We start from the raw sequence: 16,031 nt of genomic DNA, 5'->3' as shown, positions 1-16,031 counted from the left end.
TGTCTCACGCCGCCCGCCGTGCGGCCGCCATCCGGCTGACGTCACACCAAGAGTGAGAGCCCAGGAAAATTGGCGAAGTGACGATGGTTGCCGGTGAGTAAGGGCGCGTCGTAGTAGATGGCCGTGGCACAAACCCAAAGATCGTTTGCTTGCTGCGGAGCACCTAGCGCGTGCCCTTGCGCGGCCGCCCTCGCCCGCAGCGTGCCCCACAGACGGGCGATGTCCTCGTGATAGGGAGCTATGAGATAGCGACGTATCGCTTCTTCCAGACTTTGGAGCTTCTTCGCTCCCCAGCCCTTCTTTGCAGCCCCATAGTAGAGCTCACCAACGGAGGCGAAGCTCAACGCCGGAATGACGCCCTCGAGATGGCGTCTATATCGCTCGACATTCACACCCTGCCACAGGTAGGAGAACACGTCGGTATCCACGAAGACGTATCTCATTCTTCTCCTCGACGTGCGGCGGTGATGACTTCGAGGAACTCCTCCAAGTCATCGATCGGATCGCCCCTCAGCTCGTCGACGTTGCCAATGGGGCGGACGCCTTGTTCCTGAGCCAGCCTGTCCAATGGCGTGATAGGCGCACCTGTCAGGCGCTTCACGGTCTCCAGGTGCATGACCCGCACGGTCACGCCGTCGGGCTGAAGCTCAGCCCGTCCACTCGCCATGACCAATTGGTCCATGGCGTCCAAAATCACATCACGAAGATCACTTCCGAAGTCGGCGAGGATGCTTCCCGCATAGGTATCTATCCGGCACCGCAGGGTCGCGGGAGAGAAGTCGCCCATGTGGAGCCGGCCTACCACGGTGACTTCTCGCTCTGTTGCCTGCGCGGGTGTGCGGCGCAACGCCTCGCGGAAGACGGAATCGATGACGAAACCACCGCCGGGGTGCTGGAACTGAATTCTGCTCACGCCGTGCGGGCTGATACCACCGGCCAGCTCGCGGAGCCCATTCAGCACGGGAGGCGTCAGATATGCCGGCAACGGATGTCCTTGGCGGAGGAATTCTATTCCCTCGCCAAGCATCCGCAGCGATTCACGCAATAGGTCGTTCATTGCTTCTTCCTGCGGCCTGGAGACCTCGAGAACCGCTGAGCCTTCGTGAAATCCGGTGAAGTCCAGCCGCACGGCGTCCACGACATCACGTGGTCTGCGTCCCGGCTTGATGGACGTACCGGTGCTTGCCAGGGCGAGCCGCTCCAAGGTCATCTGCAGACCGCTCGCGATTCGAGCCAGTTCAGCCAACGGCAGCCGGCCGCCTTCGGTGACCGGGCCACTGACACTGACCGTCATCGAAAAATTCGATGATCTTCCGGCATCCAGCGCGCCCATGGCTTCCTCACCTCCGCCCTCGCCTCACCGTAACCCTAGAGACCATCTCCCAGCCGCGGCACTTCCTTCGCGATTTTCGGTCTCGGAAGTCAGATGAGCACGACAAGGATTCCCGCAAGATCGGGCATATGGATGACCACGGGAGCGAACCGATTTCAAAACCTCACGGGCACCATGGCGGCAGCTATGCACACCCAGCTCGATCGCACCCCGTCGGCGTTCTGGCCGTGTGAGGTCAACGTAGTGCGGCACGCGTCGTTCAAGCTGCCCCTGACGTCGGCATCGTGTGGATCCCAGCCCGCATCCGCCCTGTGCCCGACCGGGATTCCCGGACAGGATCGTCCTCTCGTGTCCACAAGGCCGGCAGGGGGCAGGCCGGGCCTGCCGTGCAGCGGTTACGGTGATCGGGTGGAGTACGACGACCTTGGCCTGCCCGTTCCCGTGCCGGACACCGTCCGCCGCGTGGTCTCCCTCGTTCCCTCCCTCACCGAGGCCGTCGCCGCCACGGATGAGAGCCTGCTCGCCGGCGCCACGAACTGGTGCACGCACCCGCCCGGCCTCGACGTGCCCAGGGTCCGGGGGACCAAGAACCCCGACCTGGAGCTGATCCGGTCGCTGCGGCCCGACATCGTGCTCGCCAACTTCGAGGAGAACCGGGAGCCCGATCTGGCGGCGCTCCGCGAGTCCGGGATCCCGGTGTGGACGACGGTCATCCGGACCGTGGACGAGGCGCTCCGCTCGCTCGACCGCATGCTCACCGTGGCCTGCCGGCTGCCCCGGCCGGCCTGGCTCGACCGGGCGGCCGAGGCCTGGCGGGCGCCGGCCCCCGCGTTCGCCCCCGCGCGCCGGGCCGCGATCGTGGTGTGGCGGCGGCCGTGGATGGTCGTCGGCCGGGACACCTTCACCGGGGACGTGCTCGCCCGGCTGGGCGTCACCAACGTCTTCTCCGGCCACCCGGAGCGGTACCCGAAGATGCCGCTCGACCGGATCCGGGAGACCGAGCCCGACCTCGTGGTCCTGCCGGATGAGCCGTACCGGTTCACCGAGGACGACGGGCCCGAGTGCTTCCCCGGGATCCCGGCCGCCTTGGTCAGCGGCCGGCATCTCTCCTGGTACGGGCCGTCCCTGATCGAGGCGCCCGGGCTGCTCACCGGGCAGCTCCGCGACGCCAAGGCGCGGAGCGCGGGCTGAGCGCGGCCGGACCGGGCCCGCGCGGTCTCCCGGTTCCGGGCGAGGCGATCCGGTGAGGTGGACGTCCGTGCTCCCGCCGCGCCGCCTGCGGGCCGCGGGAGGACGCGCCTGCGGCCGCCCGCTGGACGGTGCAAGGCCCTTCAGCGGCCAGGCCGTAGGAGAGGCGCCAGGCCGTAGGAGAAGCCGCGACCGCCCGCCGAGACGCCTGTCCGGCCCGTCTAGAGTCGCGGCCATGACCATCGCGCGTTCCATCCTGCTGTTCGTGCTCGCCGCGCTCGCCGAGATCGGCGGGGCCTGGCTGGTGTGGCAGGGAGTGCGGGAGCAGCGCGGCCTGTGGTGGGCCGGTGCGGGCTTCCTCGTCCTCGGCCTGTACGGCTTGGTGGCGACCTTCCAGCCCGACCCCCACTTCGGCCGGATCCTCGCCGCCTACGGGGGCGTGTTCGTCGCCGGCTCGCTGATCTGGGGGATGGTGGTGGACGGCTTCCGCCCGGACCGCTGGGACCTGATCGGCGCGGCCATCTGCCTGCTCGGGGTCGGGGTCATCATGTACGCGCCGCGCGGCTAGCCGGAGCCGCCAAACGGCCGAGGTTCTTGGTGGGGTCCCCGCGCGTACCGCAGGCCTGCCGCAGCGCCCGCGTGCCGCGGAAAGCCCGCGAGAACGGCCGGAGCGGGGTTGGGCCGGCTGCCCCGGCCGGATCCGGCGAAGAACGCCGTGGCCCCGCACGGTCGCCCGTCCACCGGCAGCGCCTCGGCTGTGGATACGTGGGACGCATCCGGGGACGTGACGGCCGACGGCCATCGATCGGCGGGAGCGCCCGGCAGGGCGGCGGATCCACCAGGGGAGTGCCCGAGCCCGCCTGCCGTACCCGAACGCAGGTGCCCGGAACAGCGAAACGCCCCGGGTTGTGCCGTCCGGGGCGTTCCTCGAAGTGGGGCTATCTGGACTTGAACCAGAGACCTCTTCCTTATCAGGGAAGCGCTCTAACCGACTGAGCTATAGCCCCCTGTCCGTGCGGTAGGAACGTTACCGTATTCCGTCGCCGGTGGCGAATCGGTCCTCGCACTGGGTAAAGCGTACCGCATCCGGACACCTGATCGTGCTCTCCCGGCCCGTTTCGTACGGCCACCGCGCTCCCGCGGCAGCCGTACGCGGGTCACTCGGACTCGGTGAGCGTGACCTCGATACCGCCGACCAGTTCGGCCGACAGGTTGTAGATCACGGCACCGATCGTCGAGAGGGCGGTGATGAGCACGACGTTCACCGCGCCGACCAGTGCGGTGTAGCCGAGGATCCGCACCGGGTCGAACCAGCTCGCGATGTCGAACACGGGCTGCTGGCCGTTCTCCCCGCTGCCGGTGAGCTGGGTCACGGTGTCGATGATCGTCGAGAAGACGCCGAGCGACGACAGGACGCCGTACAGCACGGCCACCGCGACGAACAGCACCACGAAGGCGACGAGGGAGATGATGAAGCTGAACTTCATCGCCGACCACGGCTCGATCCGGCGCACCACGAGGTGCGCCCGCCGCGGGGTGCGGTTGCTCTTCTGGCCCGCCGCCTGGCTCTCGGCGGCGCCGAAGGCGGCCGGGCGCTGACCCTGCTGCGCCGCGCCGTCCGCCCCGGACCTGGCCGGTGCGGGCCCCGCGGGAGGTGCGCCGGGCGTGGGCGAACCGCCCGAGGCCACCGGCCGGTCGAACGAGGGCCTCGGGTAGACCGCGGTCGACTCGGTGCCGCTGGCACCGTCCGCAGGCTCGCCGCCGTTCCTGGCCGGCTCTCCCTGCCACTTCCGGTCCGCCGCCGGCGGACGGACGCGGACCGTCTCGGTGGCCTTATCGGCAGGTGCCGCCTTGGCGGAGGCCGACGTGGCGCCGGTGACGCCCTTGGCCTCGCTCACCGCATCCTGCTTCGACGACGACGCCGGGCGTGCCGCGCCCTCCACGGGTGCGCCGGGCGTCCGCGGTTTGCCGGTCTCGCTCATGACTCGTCCTCGACTAGCGGCCCGGGATCGGATCCGGTCCATGGTGCGCGACGTGGCGCGCGGAGGCCGGCGCGCTCACGGCTTCGCTCGCTCATACCCCGTCTCCTGCCCCGTTCTCCTCGTTGTTCAACGACTCGGCGTTCCGGGCGAGGGCGACAAGACTGTCACCTTCCGAGAGGTGCATCAACCGCACCCCCATGGTCTGGCGGCCCGACCGCTTGATCTCGGCCGCCCTGGTCCGGATCACCCCGCCGTTGGACGTGATCGCGAAGACCTCGTCCTCGGGACGCACCATGATGGCACCGATGAGCTTGCCACGCGATTGCACGATCTTGGCGGTCAGCACTCCCTTACCGCCACGGCCCTGAACCGGGTACTGATCGGCCGGGGTGCGCTTGGCGTACCCGCCCTCGGTCGCGACGAGCACCTCCTCGTCGCCGTCCCGGATCACCTCCATGGCGAGCAGCTCGTCGCCCTCGGCGAACCGCATGCCGATCACGCCCGCGGTGGCCCGGCCCATCGGGCGGAGCACCTCGTCGGTGGCCTTGAACCGGATCGCCTGCGCGTTCTTGGAGACGAGCAGCAGGTCGTCCTCCTCCGAGACGAGCCGCGCCGCGATCACCTCGTCGTCGTCGCGCAGGTTGATGGCGATCAGGCCGCCGGAGCGCGGCGAGTCGTACTCGGCCAGCCGGGTCTTCTTCACCATGCCGCTGCGGGTCGCGAGCACCAGGTACGGCGCCTCGTCGTAGTTCCGCAGCGAGAGGATCTCCATGACGTGCTCGTCCGGCTGCATGGCGAGCAGGTTCGCCAGGTGCTGGCCGCGGGCGTCCCGGGCGGCCTCGGGCAGCTCGTACGCCTTGAACCGGTAGACCCGCCCCTTGTTGGTGAAGGCGAGCAGCCAGTGGTGGGTCGAGGTGACGAAGAAGTGCTCGACGATGTCGTCCTGGCGGAGCTGGGCGCCGCGCACGCCCTTGCCGCCGCGCCGCTGCGCCCGGTACGCGTCGATGCTGGTGCGCTTGGCGTAGCCGCCGCGGGTGATGGTGACGACCACGTCCTCCTCGGCGATCAGGTCCTCCTCGGACATGTCGCCCTCGTAGGCCGTGATCTTCGTCCGCCGCTCGTCGCCGTACTTGGCGATGATCTCGCCGAGCTCCTCCGAGACGAGCCGCCGCTGGCGCATCTCCGAGCCGAGGATGTCGTTGTAGTCGGCGATCTGCGCCATCAGGCCGTCGTACTCGTCCTGGATCTGCTGCCGCTCGAGCGCGGCCAGCTTGCGGAGCTGCATGTCGAGGATGGCCTGCGCCTGCACCTCATCGATCTCGAGCAGCGCCATCAGCCCGGTCTGCGCCTCCGTGGCGGACGGGGAGCGCCGGATGAGCTCGATGACCTCGTCGATCCGCTCCAGCGCCTTGAGCAGGCCGCGCAGGATGTGGGCGCGCTCCTCCGCCTTGCGGAGCAGGAACCTGGTGCGGCGGACGACGACGTCGATCTGGTGCCGGATGTAGTGCCGGACGAACTGGTCCAGCCGCAGCGTCCGCGGGACGCCGTCCACCAGCGCGATCATGTTGGCGCCGAACGTCGTCTGGAGCTGCGTGTGCTTGTAGAGGTTGTTCAGGACGACCTTCGGCACCGCGTCCCGCTTGAGCACGATCACCAGGCGCTGGCCGGTGCGCGAGGAGCTCTCGTCCCGGACGTCCGCGATGCCGGAGATCTTGCCTTCCCGGACCAGCTCGGCGATGGTGAGCGCGAGGTTGTCCGGGTTGACCATGTACGGCAGCTCGGTGACGACCAGGCACTGCCGCCCCTTGGCGTCCTCCTCCAGCTCGACCACCGCGCGCATGATGATCGAGCCGCGCCCGGTCCGGTAGGCCTCCTCGATCCCGCGCCTGCCGACGATGAGCGCGCCGGTGGGGAAGTCCGGGCCCTTGATCCGCTCGATCAGCCCTTCGAGGAGCTCCTCGTCGCTGAGCTCGGGGTGCTCGAGCGCCCACTGGACCGCCTCGCCGGTCTCGCGGAGGTTGTGCGGCGGGATGTTCGTCGCCATGCCGACCGCGATGCCGGACGAGCCGTTCACCAGCAGGTTGGGGAAGCGGGACGGCAGGACCACCGGCTCCCGGGACCGCCCGTCGTAGTTCGGCTGGAAGTCGACGGTGTCCTTGTCGATGTCCCGGAGCATCTCCATGGCGATCGGCGCCATGCGGCTCTCGGTGTACCGCATGGCCGCCGCCGGGTCGTTGCCCGGGGAGCCGAAGTTGCCCTGGCCGTCGACGAGCGGGTAACGCAGCGACCACGGCTGCGCGAGCCGTACCACCGTGTCGTAGATCGAGGCGTCGCCGTGGGGGTGGTAGGAGCCCATGACGTCGCCGACGATGCGCGAGCTCTTGAAGTAACCGCGATCAGGCCGGTACCCGCCCTCGAACATCGCGTACAGCACGCGGCGGTGCACGGGCTTGAGGCCGTCACGTACATCCGGCAGCGCCCTGGACACGATGACCGACATCGCGTAGTCCATGTAGCTACGCTGCATCTCGGCCTGGAGGTCGATCACTTCGATGCGATCGGCGGGCGGGCCAGGCGGAGTGTTCACTTCGGTCACGGAAAGTCCTTACTGCCTAGGGGCTCGCTCAGACGTCAAGGAAGCGGACGTCACGGGCGTTGCGAATGATGAACTGGCGGCGCGCCTCGACGTCCTCGCCCATGAGGACGCTGAACAGCTCGTCCGCCTGGGCGGCGTCGTCGAGGGTGACCTGCCGGAGGATCCGGGTCTCCGGGTTCATCGTGGTCTCCCAGAGCTGGGAGGCGTTCATCTCACCGAGACCCTTGAAGCGCTGCACGCCGTCGTGGAGCCGCGGATCCCGCTTGCCCTGCGCGATCCCGGCCTCGATGATCGCGTCGCGCTCCCGGTCCGAGTAGGCGTACGAGGCATCCTCGCCCTTGCGGTCCCACTTGATCTTGTAGAGGGGCGGCTGGGCGAGGTAGACGTGGCCGGCCTCGATCAGCGGACGCATGAAGCGGAACAGCAGGGTGAGCAGGAGCGTGGTGATGTGCTGCCCGTCGACGTCGGCGTCGGCCATCAGGATCAGCTTGTGGTACCGGAGCTTCGAGATGTCGAAGTCGTCGTGGACCCCGGTGCCGAGCGCCGTGATCAGCGCCTGGATCTCGTTGTTCCGGAGGACCTTGTCGATCCGCGCCTTCTCGACGTTGAGGATCTTCCCCCGGATCGGCAGGATCGCCTGGAACCGGGGGTCGCGGCCGCCCTTGGCCGAGCCGCCGGCCGAGTCGCCCTCGACGATGAACAGCTCGCACTTCTCCGGATCCGACCACTGGCAGTCGGCGAGCTTGCCGGGCAGCCCGGAGCCGCTCTCCAGCAGCGACTTCCGCCGGGTGAGATCGCGCGCCTGCCGGGCGGCGATCCGGGCGCGGGAGGCCTGGATCGCCTTGTTGATGATCTCCTTCGCCTCGCCCGGGTTCCGCTCGAACCAGTCGCGCAGGTGGTCGTTGCAGGCCTTCTGGACGAACGACTTCGCCTCGGTGTTGCCGAGCTTGGTCTTGGTCTGCCCCTCGAACTGAGGGTTGGCGAGCTTCACCGAGATGATCGCGGCGAGGCCCTCGCGGACGTCGTCGCCGGTGAGGTTGTCGTCCTTGCCTTCCTTGAGGTACCGCTGCTCGCGCGCGTACCGGTTGACCACGCTGGTCAGCGCGGCGCGGAAGCCCTCCTCGTGGGTGCCGCCCTCGGCCGTGTTGATCGTGTTGGCGAACGTGTAGACGGACTCGGTGTACGAGGCGTTCCACTGCATGGCGACCTCGACCGAGATCCCGTCCCCGTGCTCCTCGAAGTAGATGACCGAGCCGTGGATCGGCTCCTTCTTGGAGTTGAGGTAGGTGACGAAGTCGGCGAGACCGCCCTCGTAGTGGTACGTCACCACCTTGGGTTCGCCGTTGATGTACTCCGGCCGCTCGTCGGTGAGGGTGATCGTCAGACCCTTGTTGAGGAAGGCCATCTCCTGGAACCGGCGCGAGAGCGTCTCGAAGTTCCAGGTGGTGGTCTCGAAGATGGTCTCGTCGGGCCAGAAGGTGACCGTCGTGCCGTGGTCGTCGGTGGGCTCGCCCTTCTGCAGGGGCCCGGTCGGCTTCGCCTGGACGTACGACTGCCGCCAGACGTGCCCGTCGGTGCGGACCTCGACCTCGAGCCGCTTGGACAGGGCGTTGACGACCGAGGCGCCGACCCCGTGCAGGCCGCCGGAGACGGCGTAGGACTTGCGGTCGAACTTGCCGCCCGCGTGGAGCACGGTGAACACGACCTCGACGGCCGGCCGTCCCTCGGAGGGGACGATGCCGACCGGGATGCCCCGCCCGCGGTCCGCGACGCGGACACCGCCGTCGGCGAGCAGGGTCACGTCGATGCGGTCGTTGTGCCCTGCGAGTGCCTCGTCGACCGCATTGTCGACGATCTCGTACACCAGGTGGTGCAGGCCGCGCTCACCCGTAGATCCGATGTACATCCCCGGGCGCTTGCGGACCGCTTCCAGGCCCTCGAGAACGGTGATAGAGCTAGCGTCGTAGGACAAGTGCTGAATCCTCCTGCCGCGGACACGCGGCGGTGGCCCCCTGAAATGGCTACCTCTGCCGTGCCCGTCACCGTCGTGAGTGCCCCGATGCGCTCACCCAGGGAGATCGGGGAGTTCATGGCCCGCCGGGCCCGGGTGACGCAAACCGGACGTCTTCGTTAAGTCCATAGTCATTCTACCGTTGAGATTGACCCCAAGGGGCATTGACAGCGGCTGAGATGCCCCTGTCGCATGGAGAACGCGGAAGCGACAGGCCCTACGCGGGGCGGCATTCCGGGCCTCAGACGCGATTTCGGGGCCCGGTACGGCTTCCGCGGGTACGGGTGGGGCTCCCACCGATACGGGCGCGGGCCCGGCCCGGCGGCGGGCGGCGCCGGCTGCTCGGCCCCGTGCCGCCGCGGTGCGGGCCCGGGAGCGGCACTGCCACCGTCGAGGCGAAGACCGGCCCTCGCGCCGCCGCGGTGCGGCGCGGGCTCAGCCGTAGGTGGCGTGGGCTCAGCCGTAGGTGTCGCGCGGGCCGCGGCCGCCGCGCACCCGCAGCGGGCCCGCCGGGCGCGGCCCGGTGCCGGGGCCGTGCACCTTGACCCGGGCGACCGTGCCGTCGCCGAGTTCCTCGTTGAGCCGCCGGACGAGCGTGCCCGCGAGCAGCCGCACCTGGGTGGCCCACGCGGTCGAGTCCGTGGCCACCACCAGCTCGCCGTCGGCGAAGCTCACCGGCCGGGTGTGCGCGGCGAGCTCGGGGCCGACGATCTCCGCCCAGCGGCCGAACACCCCGCCGATCGCGGCCTGCCGCTCCCACCCCCGGGCGGCGAGCAGCTCGCGGATCGCCCGGGCGAACGGCTGCGGATCGCCGGAGCCCCGCGGCTGCGGCCGGGCGCCGCCGTCCCGCCGCGGCTCGGTCCGGGGGAGCCGCCCCCGCCGCGCCGCGTCGGCCTTGGCCTCGGCGAGCTTCGCCCGCGCCAGCGCGGCGCCCCGGGCGGCCGCCGCTGCCGGCGACTGCCGTCCCTCGCCGATGGAACGGGGAACCTCCGGGGTCTCATCGGACACGGGTCACGCACCCCCCGGTCACGTCGAAACGGGCACCGCTGAGCTCGTCCGGAACGTCGTCCGGCACCGCCGCGGTGATCAGCACCTGCTCGGCCGGTGCGACGATCTCCGCGAGCCGCCGGCGCCGGTCGTGGTCGAGCTCGGCGAAGACGTCGTCGAGGATCAGCACCGGGTCGCCGCCGTCGGCGCGGAGGAGCTCGTAGGCGGCGAGCCTGAGGGCGAGCGCGAACGACCACGCCTCGCCGTGGCTCGCGTACCCGCGCGCGGGCATGCCCTTGAGGGTGAGCAGCAGGTCGTCCCGGTGCGGGCCGACCAAGGTCACGCCGCGCTCCAGCTCCGCCTGGCGGGCCTGCGCGAGCGCGGCGCGCAGCCATTCGGCCACGGCCTCGCGGCGATCCCCACCCCCGGGACCGCCTGTGGACGGCGCCGCGGCCGCAGCGTCCACAGCCGCGCTCCGGTATTCCAGATCCACCGCTCCGGAGGACGGGGCGAGCGCGGCGTACGCCTTGGCGGTGAGCGAGCGGAGCGCGTCGACCAGCTCCATCCGGGCCGCGGTCAGCTCCGCGCCGTGCCGTACCAGGTGGGCGTCCCAGACGTCGAGCGTGGCGAGCACGTCACCGGCGCCGATCGCGGCGAACGCGGCCTCGTCCTCCGCCCGGCGCGCGCCGCGCCGGCCGCTCCGGGCCGCGGCCGCCGAGCGGAGCAGGGCGTTGCGCTGCCGCAGCACCCGCTCGTAGTCGGCGCGCACCCCGGCGAACCGGGGCGCGCGGGCGATGAGGAGCTCGTCCAGGTACCGGCGCCGCTCCGCCGGATCCCCCTTGACCAGGGCGATGTCCTCGGGGGCGAACAGCACGGTCCGCAGCAGCCCCAGCGCGTCCCGCGGCCGGGGCATCAGGGCGCGGTTCACCCTGGCGCGGTTGGCGCGGCCCGGGTTGATCTCCAGCTCGATCAGCGCCCGGCGGCCGTCCCGGACCACGGCCGCCCGGACGATCGCCCGCTGCGCGCCGTGCCGGACCAGCGGCGCGTCGGTGGCGACCCGGTGGCTGGTGTGCGTGGCCACGTACCCCAGCGCCTCGACCAGGTTGGTCTTGCCCTGCCCGTTCGCCCCGATGAAGGCCGAGACCCCGGGCTCGAGCTCCAGCTCGACCCCGGCGTACGACCGGAAATCGGTGAGGGACAGGCTCGCCACGTACACGTGGCAAGGCTATTACCCGGTGCGGGCCCTCCGGCACCCTCGCGCACGGCATGCCGGGAGCGTACGGCGCGGCCCCGGGACGTGTGCACACCCGCCCGCGGGCTGTGGAAAACCGGCGCCCGCGCGGCCCGGCGGGCTCAGCGCTCGGCCTCGGCCGGTGGGATGACGTCCGCGCCGGGGGAGTCGGCCCCCTTGCCGGTCTGGCCCTCGGCCGAGGCGACCGGATGACCGCCGAACTGGTTGCGCAGCGCCGCGATCATCTTCATCGCGGGGGAGTCGGCCTGGCGGGAGGTGAACCGGGCGTACAGCGCCGCGGTGATGGCCGGGAGGGGCACCGCGTGCTCGACCGCGGCCTGCACCGTCCACCTGCCCTCGCCGGAGTCCTCCGCGTAGCCCTTCAGCTCGGACAGGTGCGGGTCCTCCTCGAGCGCGCGGACGAGCAGCTCCAGCAGCCAGGAGCGGATCACGGTCCCGCTGCGCCAGCTCCGGAAGGTGGCGAGGACGTCGGTGACGAGATCGCTCGCCTCGAGGAGCTCCCACCCCTCGGCGAGGGACTGCATCATGCCGTATTCGATGCCGTTGTGGACCATCTTCACGAAGTGGCCCGCGCCCACCTTGCCCGCGTGGACGAACCCGTCCTCCCCCGGCGGCTTGAGGGTCGTGAAGATCGGCATGAGGCGCTCGATGTGCTCGGGGGCGCCTCCGGCCATGAGCGCGTAGCCCTCGCGCAGCCCCCAGACCCCGCCGCTGACGCCCACGTCGACGAACCCGATCCCGCGGGCGCCGAGCCGGTCCGCGTGCACCTGGTCGTCCCGGTAGTGCGAGTTGCCGCCGTCGACCACGAGGTCGCCGGCCGAGAGCAGCTCGCCGAGGCGCTCGATCGTCGTCCTGGTCGGGTCACCGGCCGGGACCATCACCCAGACGGTGCGGGGCGCCTGAAGCCGGTCGACGAGCTCGCGGAGGCTGCCGACGTCGCTGATCGCGGGGTTGCGGTCGTAGCCGACCACCTCGTGCCCGCCGCGGCGGAGCCGCTCGGCCATGTTCCCGCCCATCTTGCCGAGCCCGACCATGCCGATCTGCATCCCGCGCCCCCTTTATCCACAGTTTTTGGGGAAAACCTGTGTACGTCTTCGCAAGGGGCGCGTACCCGTACCGGACCGGACCATGCCCGCCGCGGCGCACCGGGCGAGGCTCAGCTCGACAGGCGGATCGGCATGATCAGGTAGCGGTAGTCGCTGGCCGCCTCCTCACCCGCGGGCTTGCCGGCCGTGATGATCGCCGGCTTGGTGGGCGTGGTGAACTGCATCCGCGCCACATCCGAGTCGAGCACGGCGAGGCCGTCCAGCAGGTACTGGTGGTTGAAGGCGATGGTGATCTCGTCCCCCTCGAAGTCGACCGGGAGCACCTCCACCGCCTGGGCCTCGTCGCCGCTGCCCGCCTCCAGCACCACCTCGCCGCCGCGGAAGGTGAGCCGCACCGGGGTGTTCCGCTCGGCGACGAGCGCGACGCGCTTGACCGCCTCGACGAACGCGCTCGTGGCCACGTCGGCGCGGGCGCTGAACTCGGTGGGCAGGAGCGAGCGGTACTTGGGGAACTCCGGATCGAGCAGCCGGGTGGTGGTGCGCCGCCCCGCGCTGGAGAACCCGATCATCCCCTCGCCGGTCCCGCCGGAGCTGAGCGCGATCTCCACCTCGGCGCCGGTGCCGCCCAGCGCCTTGGCGATGTCGGCGAGCGTACGGCCCGGGATCATGGCGACCGCCTGGAGGCCGGGCTGCGCCGGCTCCCACTTCAGCTCGCGCACGGCGAGCCGGTAGCGGTCGGTGGCGGCGAGCGTGATCAGATCGCCCTCGATCTCCATCCGCACCCCGGTGAGCATGGGCAGGGTGTCGTCCTTGCCCACCGCCACGGCGACCTGGGCGACGGCCGAGGCGAACACGTCGCTGCCGACCCGCCCGGCGGCCGGGGGCATGACCGGGAGCGACGGATAGTCCTCCACCGGCATGGTGAGGAGGGTGAACCGGGTGCTGCCGCAGGTGACGACCGCCTTGGCCCCGTCGAGGGTGAAGTTGACCGGCTGGGCGGGGAGCGCCCTGGTGATCTCGGCCAGGAGCCTGCCGGAGACGAGCACCACACCGGGCTCCCCGGTCTCCAGGTCGAGGGTGACCTCCGCGGACACCTCGTAGTCGAAGCCGGAGAGCTTCAGCCGATGGTCGTCGGTGACCTCCAGCCGCATGCCGGCGAGCACCGGCATCGACGGCCGGGTGGGAAGACTGCGCGCCGTCCACGCCACGGCTTCGGCGAGCTGGTCGCGGTCGATCCGGAACAACACGTGGATCAGCCTCCTGGGTGTCGCTGCATCGTCAAGGCTTCACTCTCCCGCACCTCGGTGCCTCCGGCAGCCCTTCTATGGTTCTTCGTTCAATCTGGGAGAGAGAAAGCACGTCATCTTAAGTAGGACCGGTGGATATGTGGATGGCCGATATCCTCCCAGCTCACGGCGGGTTCTCTGTCCACCGGCGGTGTGCGGGAAGCGGTGGACGAGCGCGGCTTCCTGTGTACCGGCGCGCCGTCCCCACAGCGCATCCCCGGGCCGGCGCCCTCTCGTCCACGAGTCATCCACGGGATTTCCACCGGTTGTCCACGGGTGGATGACGGGAGATCGCGGCGCCGAATCGGCTGCGCACAGGGCGTCCCCAGGTCATCCACGAGTCTTCCCCAAGCCTTCCTCAGGCAATCCCCAAGAGTTCCCCAGGACCATCCCCACCTGTGGATGCCGATTGGGTGTAATGGGCGGGCCGGGAGCCGGGCGAACGGCGCGATCACAGCAGGAAGGATCAGTCCACAGAGATATCCACAGGGTGTGTATCAACCGTTGCGCGCACGCTGCTTGATGCGGGTGGTCAGCTCGTTGACCTGGTTGTACATCGAGCGCCGCTCCGCCATGAGCGAACGGATCTTCCGCTCGGCGTGCATCACGGTGGTGTGGTCCCGGCCGCCGAACTGCTGGCCGATCTTGGGGAGGGACAGGTCGGTGAGCTCACGGGCGAGGTACATGGCGATCTGACGCGCGGTGACGAGGGCCCGCGAGCGGGAGCTGCCGCACAGGTCGTCGATCGAGACGCCGAAGTACTCGGCCGTCGTCGACATGATGAGCGAAATGGTGATCTCGGGGCTGGACTCCTCGCTGATCAGGTCCTTGAGGACCATCTCGGCGAGCTCGATGTCCACAGGCTGCCGGTTGAGGCTGGCGAACGCCGTGACCCGGATTAAGGCGCCCTCGAGCTCACGGATGTTCGTCGAGATCCGGCTCGCGATGTACTCGAGCACCTCGGGCGGCGCGGCGAGGCCCTCCTGGACCGCCTTCTTCCGCAGGATCGCGATGCGGGTCTCCAGCTCGGGCGGCTGGACGTCGGTGATCAGGCCCCACTCGAAGCGGTTGCGCAGCCGGTCCTCCAGCGTCACGAGCTGCTTGGGGGCGCGGTCGCTGGAGATGACGATCTGCTTGCTGGCGTTGTGGAGGGTGTTGAAGGTGTGGAAGAACTCCTCCTGGGTCTGCTCCTTGCCCTCCAGGAACTGGATGTCGTCCACGAGCAGGATGTCGACTGCGCGGTACCGCGCGCGGAACTCGTCCGCCTTGTGATCGCGGATCGAGTTGATGAACTCGTTGGTGAACTCCTCCGAGCTCACGTACCGCACGCGGGCGCCGTCGTAGAGGCTCTGCGCGTAGTGGCCGATCGCGTGGAGCAGGTGCGTCTTGCCCAGGCCGGAGTCGCCGTAGATGAACAACGGGTTGTACGCCTTCGCCGGCGCCTCGGCGACCGCCACGGCCGCGGCGTGGGCGAACCGGTTGCTCGCCCCGATGACGAAGGTCTCGAAGGTGTACTTCGCGTTGAGCCGGGCGGGCTCACTGGACGACCGGCTCGGCCGGCTGTCCCACCGCTGGTGCGCCGGTTCGGGCCTGGGCTCGGGCCGCGGCTCGCCCGCGAGCCCGCCGGGCCGCGGGACCGAGGACGAGTACGGCCCGGCCTCATGCCGTGCCGCGCTCTCCCCACCCGTGGCGAGACCTGGGGAACCGGTGGTGAGCCCTGTGGAGAAACCGGGCTGCGTCTGCGGGCGGTGCTGTGGATATCCCGTCTGGCCCGGCTGCGTCATCGGCTGCCGGTCGGGCCGGTCCACACCGGCGTCGGGGACCGCGCTCGGGTCGACCATGACGGCGATGCGCACCGGCCGCCCGAGCTCCTGCGCCAGCGCGTGCGCGATCAGCGGCCGGAGCCGTACCTCGATGACCTCTTTGGCGAAGTCATTGGGAGCGGCCAGCAGGATCGTGTCGTTGATCAGCCCGGATGGCTGGGTCATCTGGAGGAACGCGCGCTGCTGCCCGGACACGCCCTCGTCCAGCAGGGTTCTGAGCGCCCGAGCCCATACAGCGTCGAGATCCACGCCTTCCATGGCTCGGCCCCTCCTCCCTTCACCGCGGTCCCGCCGCTCTCGGCGTTCCGTTCGCCGTCCATCACCCGTTCGCGGGCGGCCCCCGAGGGATCCGCAACCGGATCCGCCTGGCGGTACGCGGCCCCCGCACGTCCCTTGCCCAGGCGCTTCCCGGACGCGCCGGCGCAGGTCGCGCCACCCGGGCGCGCCAGCGCCGATGACGAGCGCTGAGATGAAGAGAAGGCCGGGGCCGAACGACAGTAGCGGGGCGCGCAGCCCGCCTTCAAGAC

Annotated in this window: 12 protein-coding genes and 1 tRNA gene; 2 read left to right on the top strand and 11 right to left on the bottom strand. The window is 70.2% G+C overall.

Annotation, left to right across the window (positions count from 1 at the left end; genetic code table 11):
- Positions 1-41 precede the first annotated feature (41 nt).
- Both TBIS_RS00070 and TBIS_RS18895 read right to left on the bottom strand, forming a co-directional pair.
- Positions 42-443 carry a type II toxin-antitoxin system VapC family toxin gene (locus TBIS_RS00070; protein ID WP_013130282.1) on the bottom strand — a complete coding sequence of 134 codons (402 nt, stop codon included), beginning with the start codon at positions 441-443 and terminating at the stop codon, positions 42-44.
- Positions 440-1,333, bottom strand: a complete 894-nt coding sequence (locus tag TBIS_RS18895; RefSeq protein ID WP_013130281.1) for a hypothetical protein — start codon at positions 1,331-1,333, stop codon at positions 440-442. The genes TBIS_RS00070 and TBIS_RS18895 overlap by 4 nt, the downstream gene beginning before the upstream one ends.
- A gap of 408 nt (positions 1,334-1,741) precedes the next feature.
- Here TBIS_RS18895 and TBIS_RS00060 point away from each other — a divergent pair, with 408 nt between their 5' ends.
- Together TBIS_RS00060 and TBIS_RS00055 are read left to right on the top strand one after the other, a co-directional pair.
- Positions 1,742-2,524 (top strand): helical backbone metal receptor, encoded by a 783-nt coding sequence (locus TBIS_RS00060; protein ID WP_241019784.1) that lies wholly within the window; start codon positions 1,742-1,744, stop codon positions 2,522-2,524.
- Between the two features lie 232 nt (positions 2,525-2,756).
- Complete coding sequence (locus TBIS_RS00055; protein WP_013130279.1) at positions 2,757-3,089, top strand: YnfA family protein; 333 nt, start codon at positions 2,757-2,759, stop codon at positions 3,087-3,089.
- A 365-nt stretch (positions 3,090-3,454) separates the two neighbouring features.
- On the opposite strand, the gene TBIS_RS00050 is transcribed toward TBIS_RS00055, so the two are convergent.
- From TBIS_RS00050 to dnaA, 9 genes are all read right to left on the bottom strand, one after another.
- Positions 3,455-3,528, bottom strand: a tRNA-Ile gene (locus TBIS_RS00050).
- Between the two features lie 150 nt (positions 3,529-3,678).
- On the bottom strand, positions 3,679-4,503 hold the full coding sequence (locus tag TBIS_RS18395) for a DUF3566 domain-containing protein (RefSeq protein ID WP_013130278.1): 825 nt from the start codon (positions 4,501-4,503) through the stop codon (positions 3,679-3,681).
- Positions 4,504-4,594: 91 nt separating this feature from the next.
- Positions 4,595-7,099 (bottom strand): DNA gyrase subunit A, encoded by a 2,505-nt coding sequence (gene gyrA, locus TBIS_RS00040; protein ID WP_013130277.1) that lies wholly within the window; start codon positions 7,097-7,099, stop codon positions 4,595-4,597.
- Between the two features lie 28 nt (positions 7,100-7,127).
- Entirely contained in the window at positions 7,128-9,071 is a 1,944-nt protein-coding gene (gyrB, locus tag TBIS_RS00035; protein WP_013130276.1) for a DNA topoisomerase (ATP-hydrolyzing) subunit B, read from the bottom strand.
- A gap of 495 nt (positions 9,072-9,566) precedes the next feature.
- The gene (locus tag TBIS_RS00030) at positions 9,567-10,118 is read right to left on the bottom strand and encodes a DciA family protein (protein WP_013130275.1); all 552 of its coding nucleotides are present in this window, start codon (positions 10,116-10,118) and stop codon (positions 9,567-9,569) included.
- Positions 10,108-11,313: a DNA replication/repair protein RecF gene (recF, locus tag TBIS_RS00025; RefSeq protein ID WP_013130274.1), complete on the bottom strand. Its 1,206-nt coding sequence runs from the start codon at positions 11,311-11,313 to the stop codon at positions 10,108-10,110. Before recF ends, TBIS_RS00030 begins: the two co-directional genes overlap by 11 nt.
- A 137-nt stretch (positions 11,314-11,450) precedes the next feature.
- A complete protein-coding gene (gene gnd / locus TBIS_RS00020) occupies positions 11,451-12,395 on the bottom strand; it encodes a phosphogluconate dehydrogenase (NAD(+)-dependent, decarboxylating) (protein ID WP_013130273.1) in 945 nt (314 codons plus the stop codon).
- A gap of 110 nt (positions 12,396-12,505) precedes the next feature.
- Positions 12,506-13,642, bottom strand: coding sequence for a DNA polymerase III subunit beta (gene dnaN, locus TBIS_RS00015; RefSeq protein WP_013130272.1), 1,137 nt, complete (start codon positions 13,640-13,642; stop codon positions 12,506-12,508).
- A 536-nt stretch (positions 13,643-14,178) separates the two neighbouring features.
- Positions 14,179-15,762: a chromosomal replication initiator protein DnaA gene (gene dnaA / locus TBIS_RS00010; protein WP_013130271.1), complete on the bottom strand. Its 1,584-nt coding sequence runs from the start codon at positions 15,760-15,762 to the stop codon at positions 14,179-14,181.
- Positions 15,763-16,031 lie beyond the last annotated feature (269 nt).

The sequence above is a fragment of the Thermobispora bispora DSM 43833 genome (genome assembly GCF_000092645.1).
In the GTDB taxonomy this organism is placed as follows: Bacteria; Actinomycetota; Actinomycetes; order Streptosporangiales; family Streptosporangiaceae; genus Thermobispora; species Thermobispora bispora.
Note: the sequence above shows the minus strand (reverse complement) of the source record. Positions and strands in the feature narration are given on the sequence as shown.

Bases quoted from the DNA above. Each gene is read 5' to 3' on its own strand.
- TBIS_RS18895 (WP_013130281.1), bottom strand. From the start codon at position 1,333: ATGGGCGCGCTGGATGCCGGAAGATCATCGAATTTTTCGATGACGGTC.
- TBIS_RS18395 (WP_013130278.1), bottom strand. From the start codon at position 4,503: ATGAGCGAGACCGGCAAACCGCGGACGCCCGGCGCACCCGTGGAGGGC.
- TBIS_RS00070 (WP_013130282.1), bottom strand. From the start codon at position 443: ATGAGATACGTCTTCGTGGATACCGACGTGTTCTCCTACCTGTGGCAG.
- gnd (WP_013130273.1), bottom strand. From the start codon at position 12,395: ATGCAGATCGGCATGGTCGGGCTCGGCAAGATGGGCGGGAACATGGCC.
- TBIS_RS00055 (WP_013130279.1), top strand. From the start codon at position 2,757: ATGACCATCGCGCGTTCCATCCTGCTGTTCGTGCTCGCCGCGCTCGCC.
- dnaA (WP_013130271.1), bottom strand. From the start codon at position 15,762: ATGGAAGGCGTGGATCTCGACGCTGTATGGGCTCGGGCGCTCAGAACC.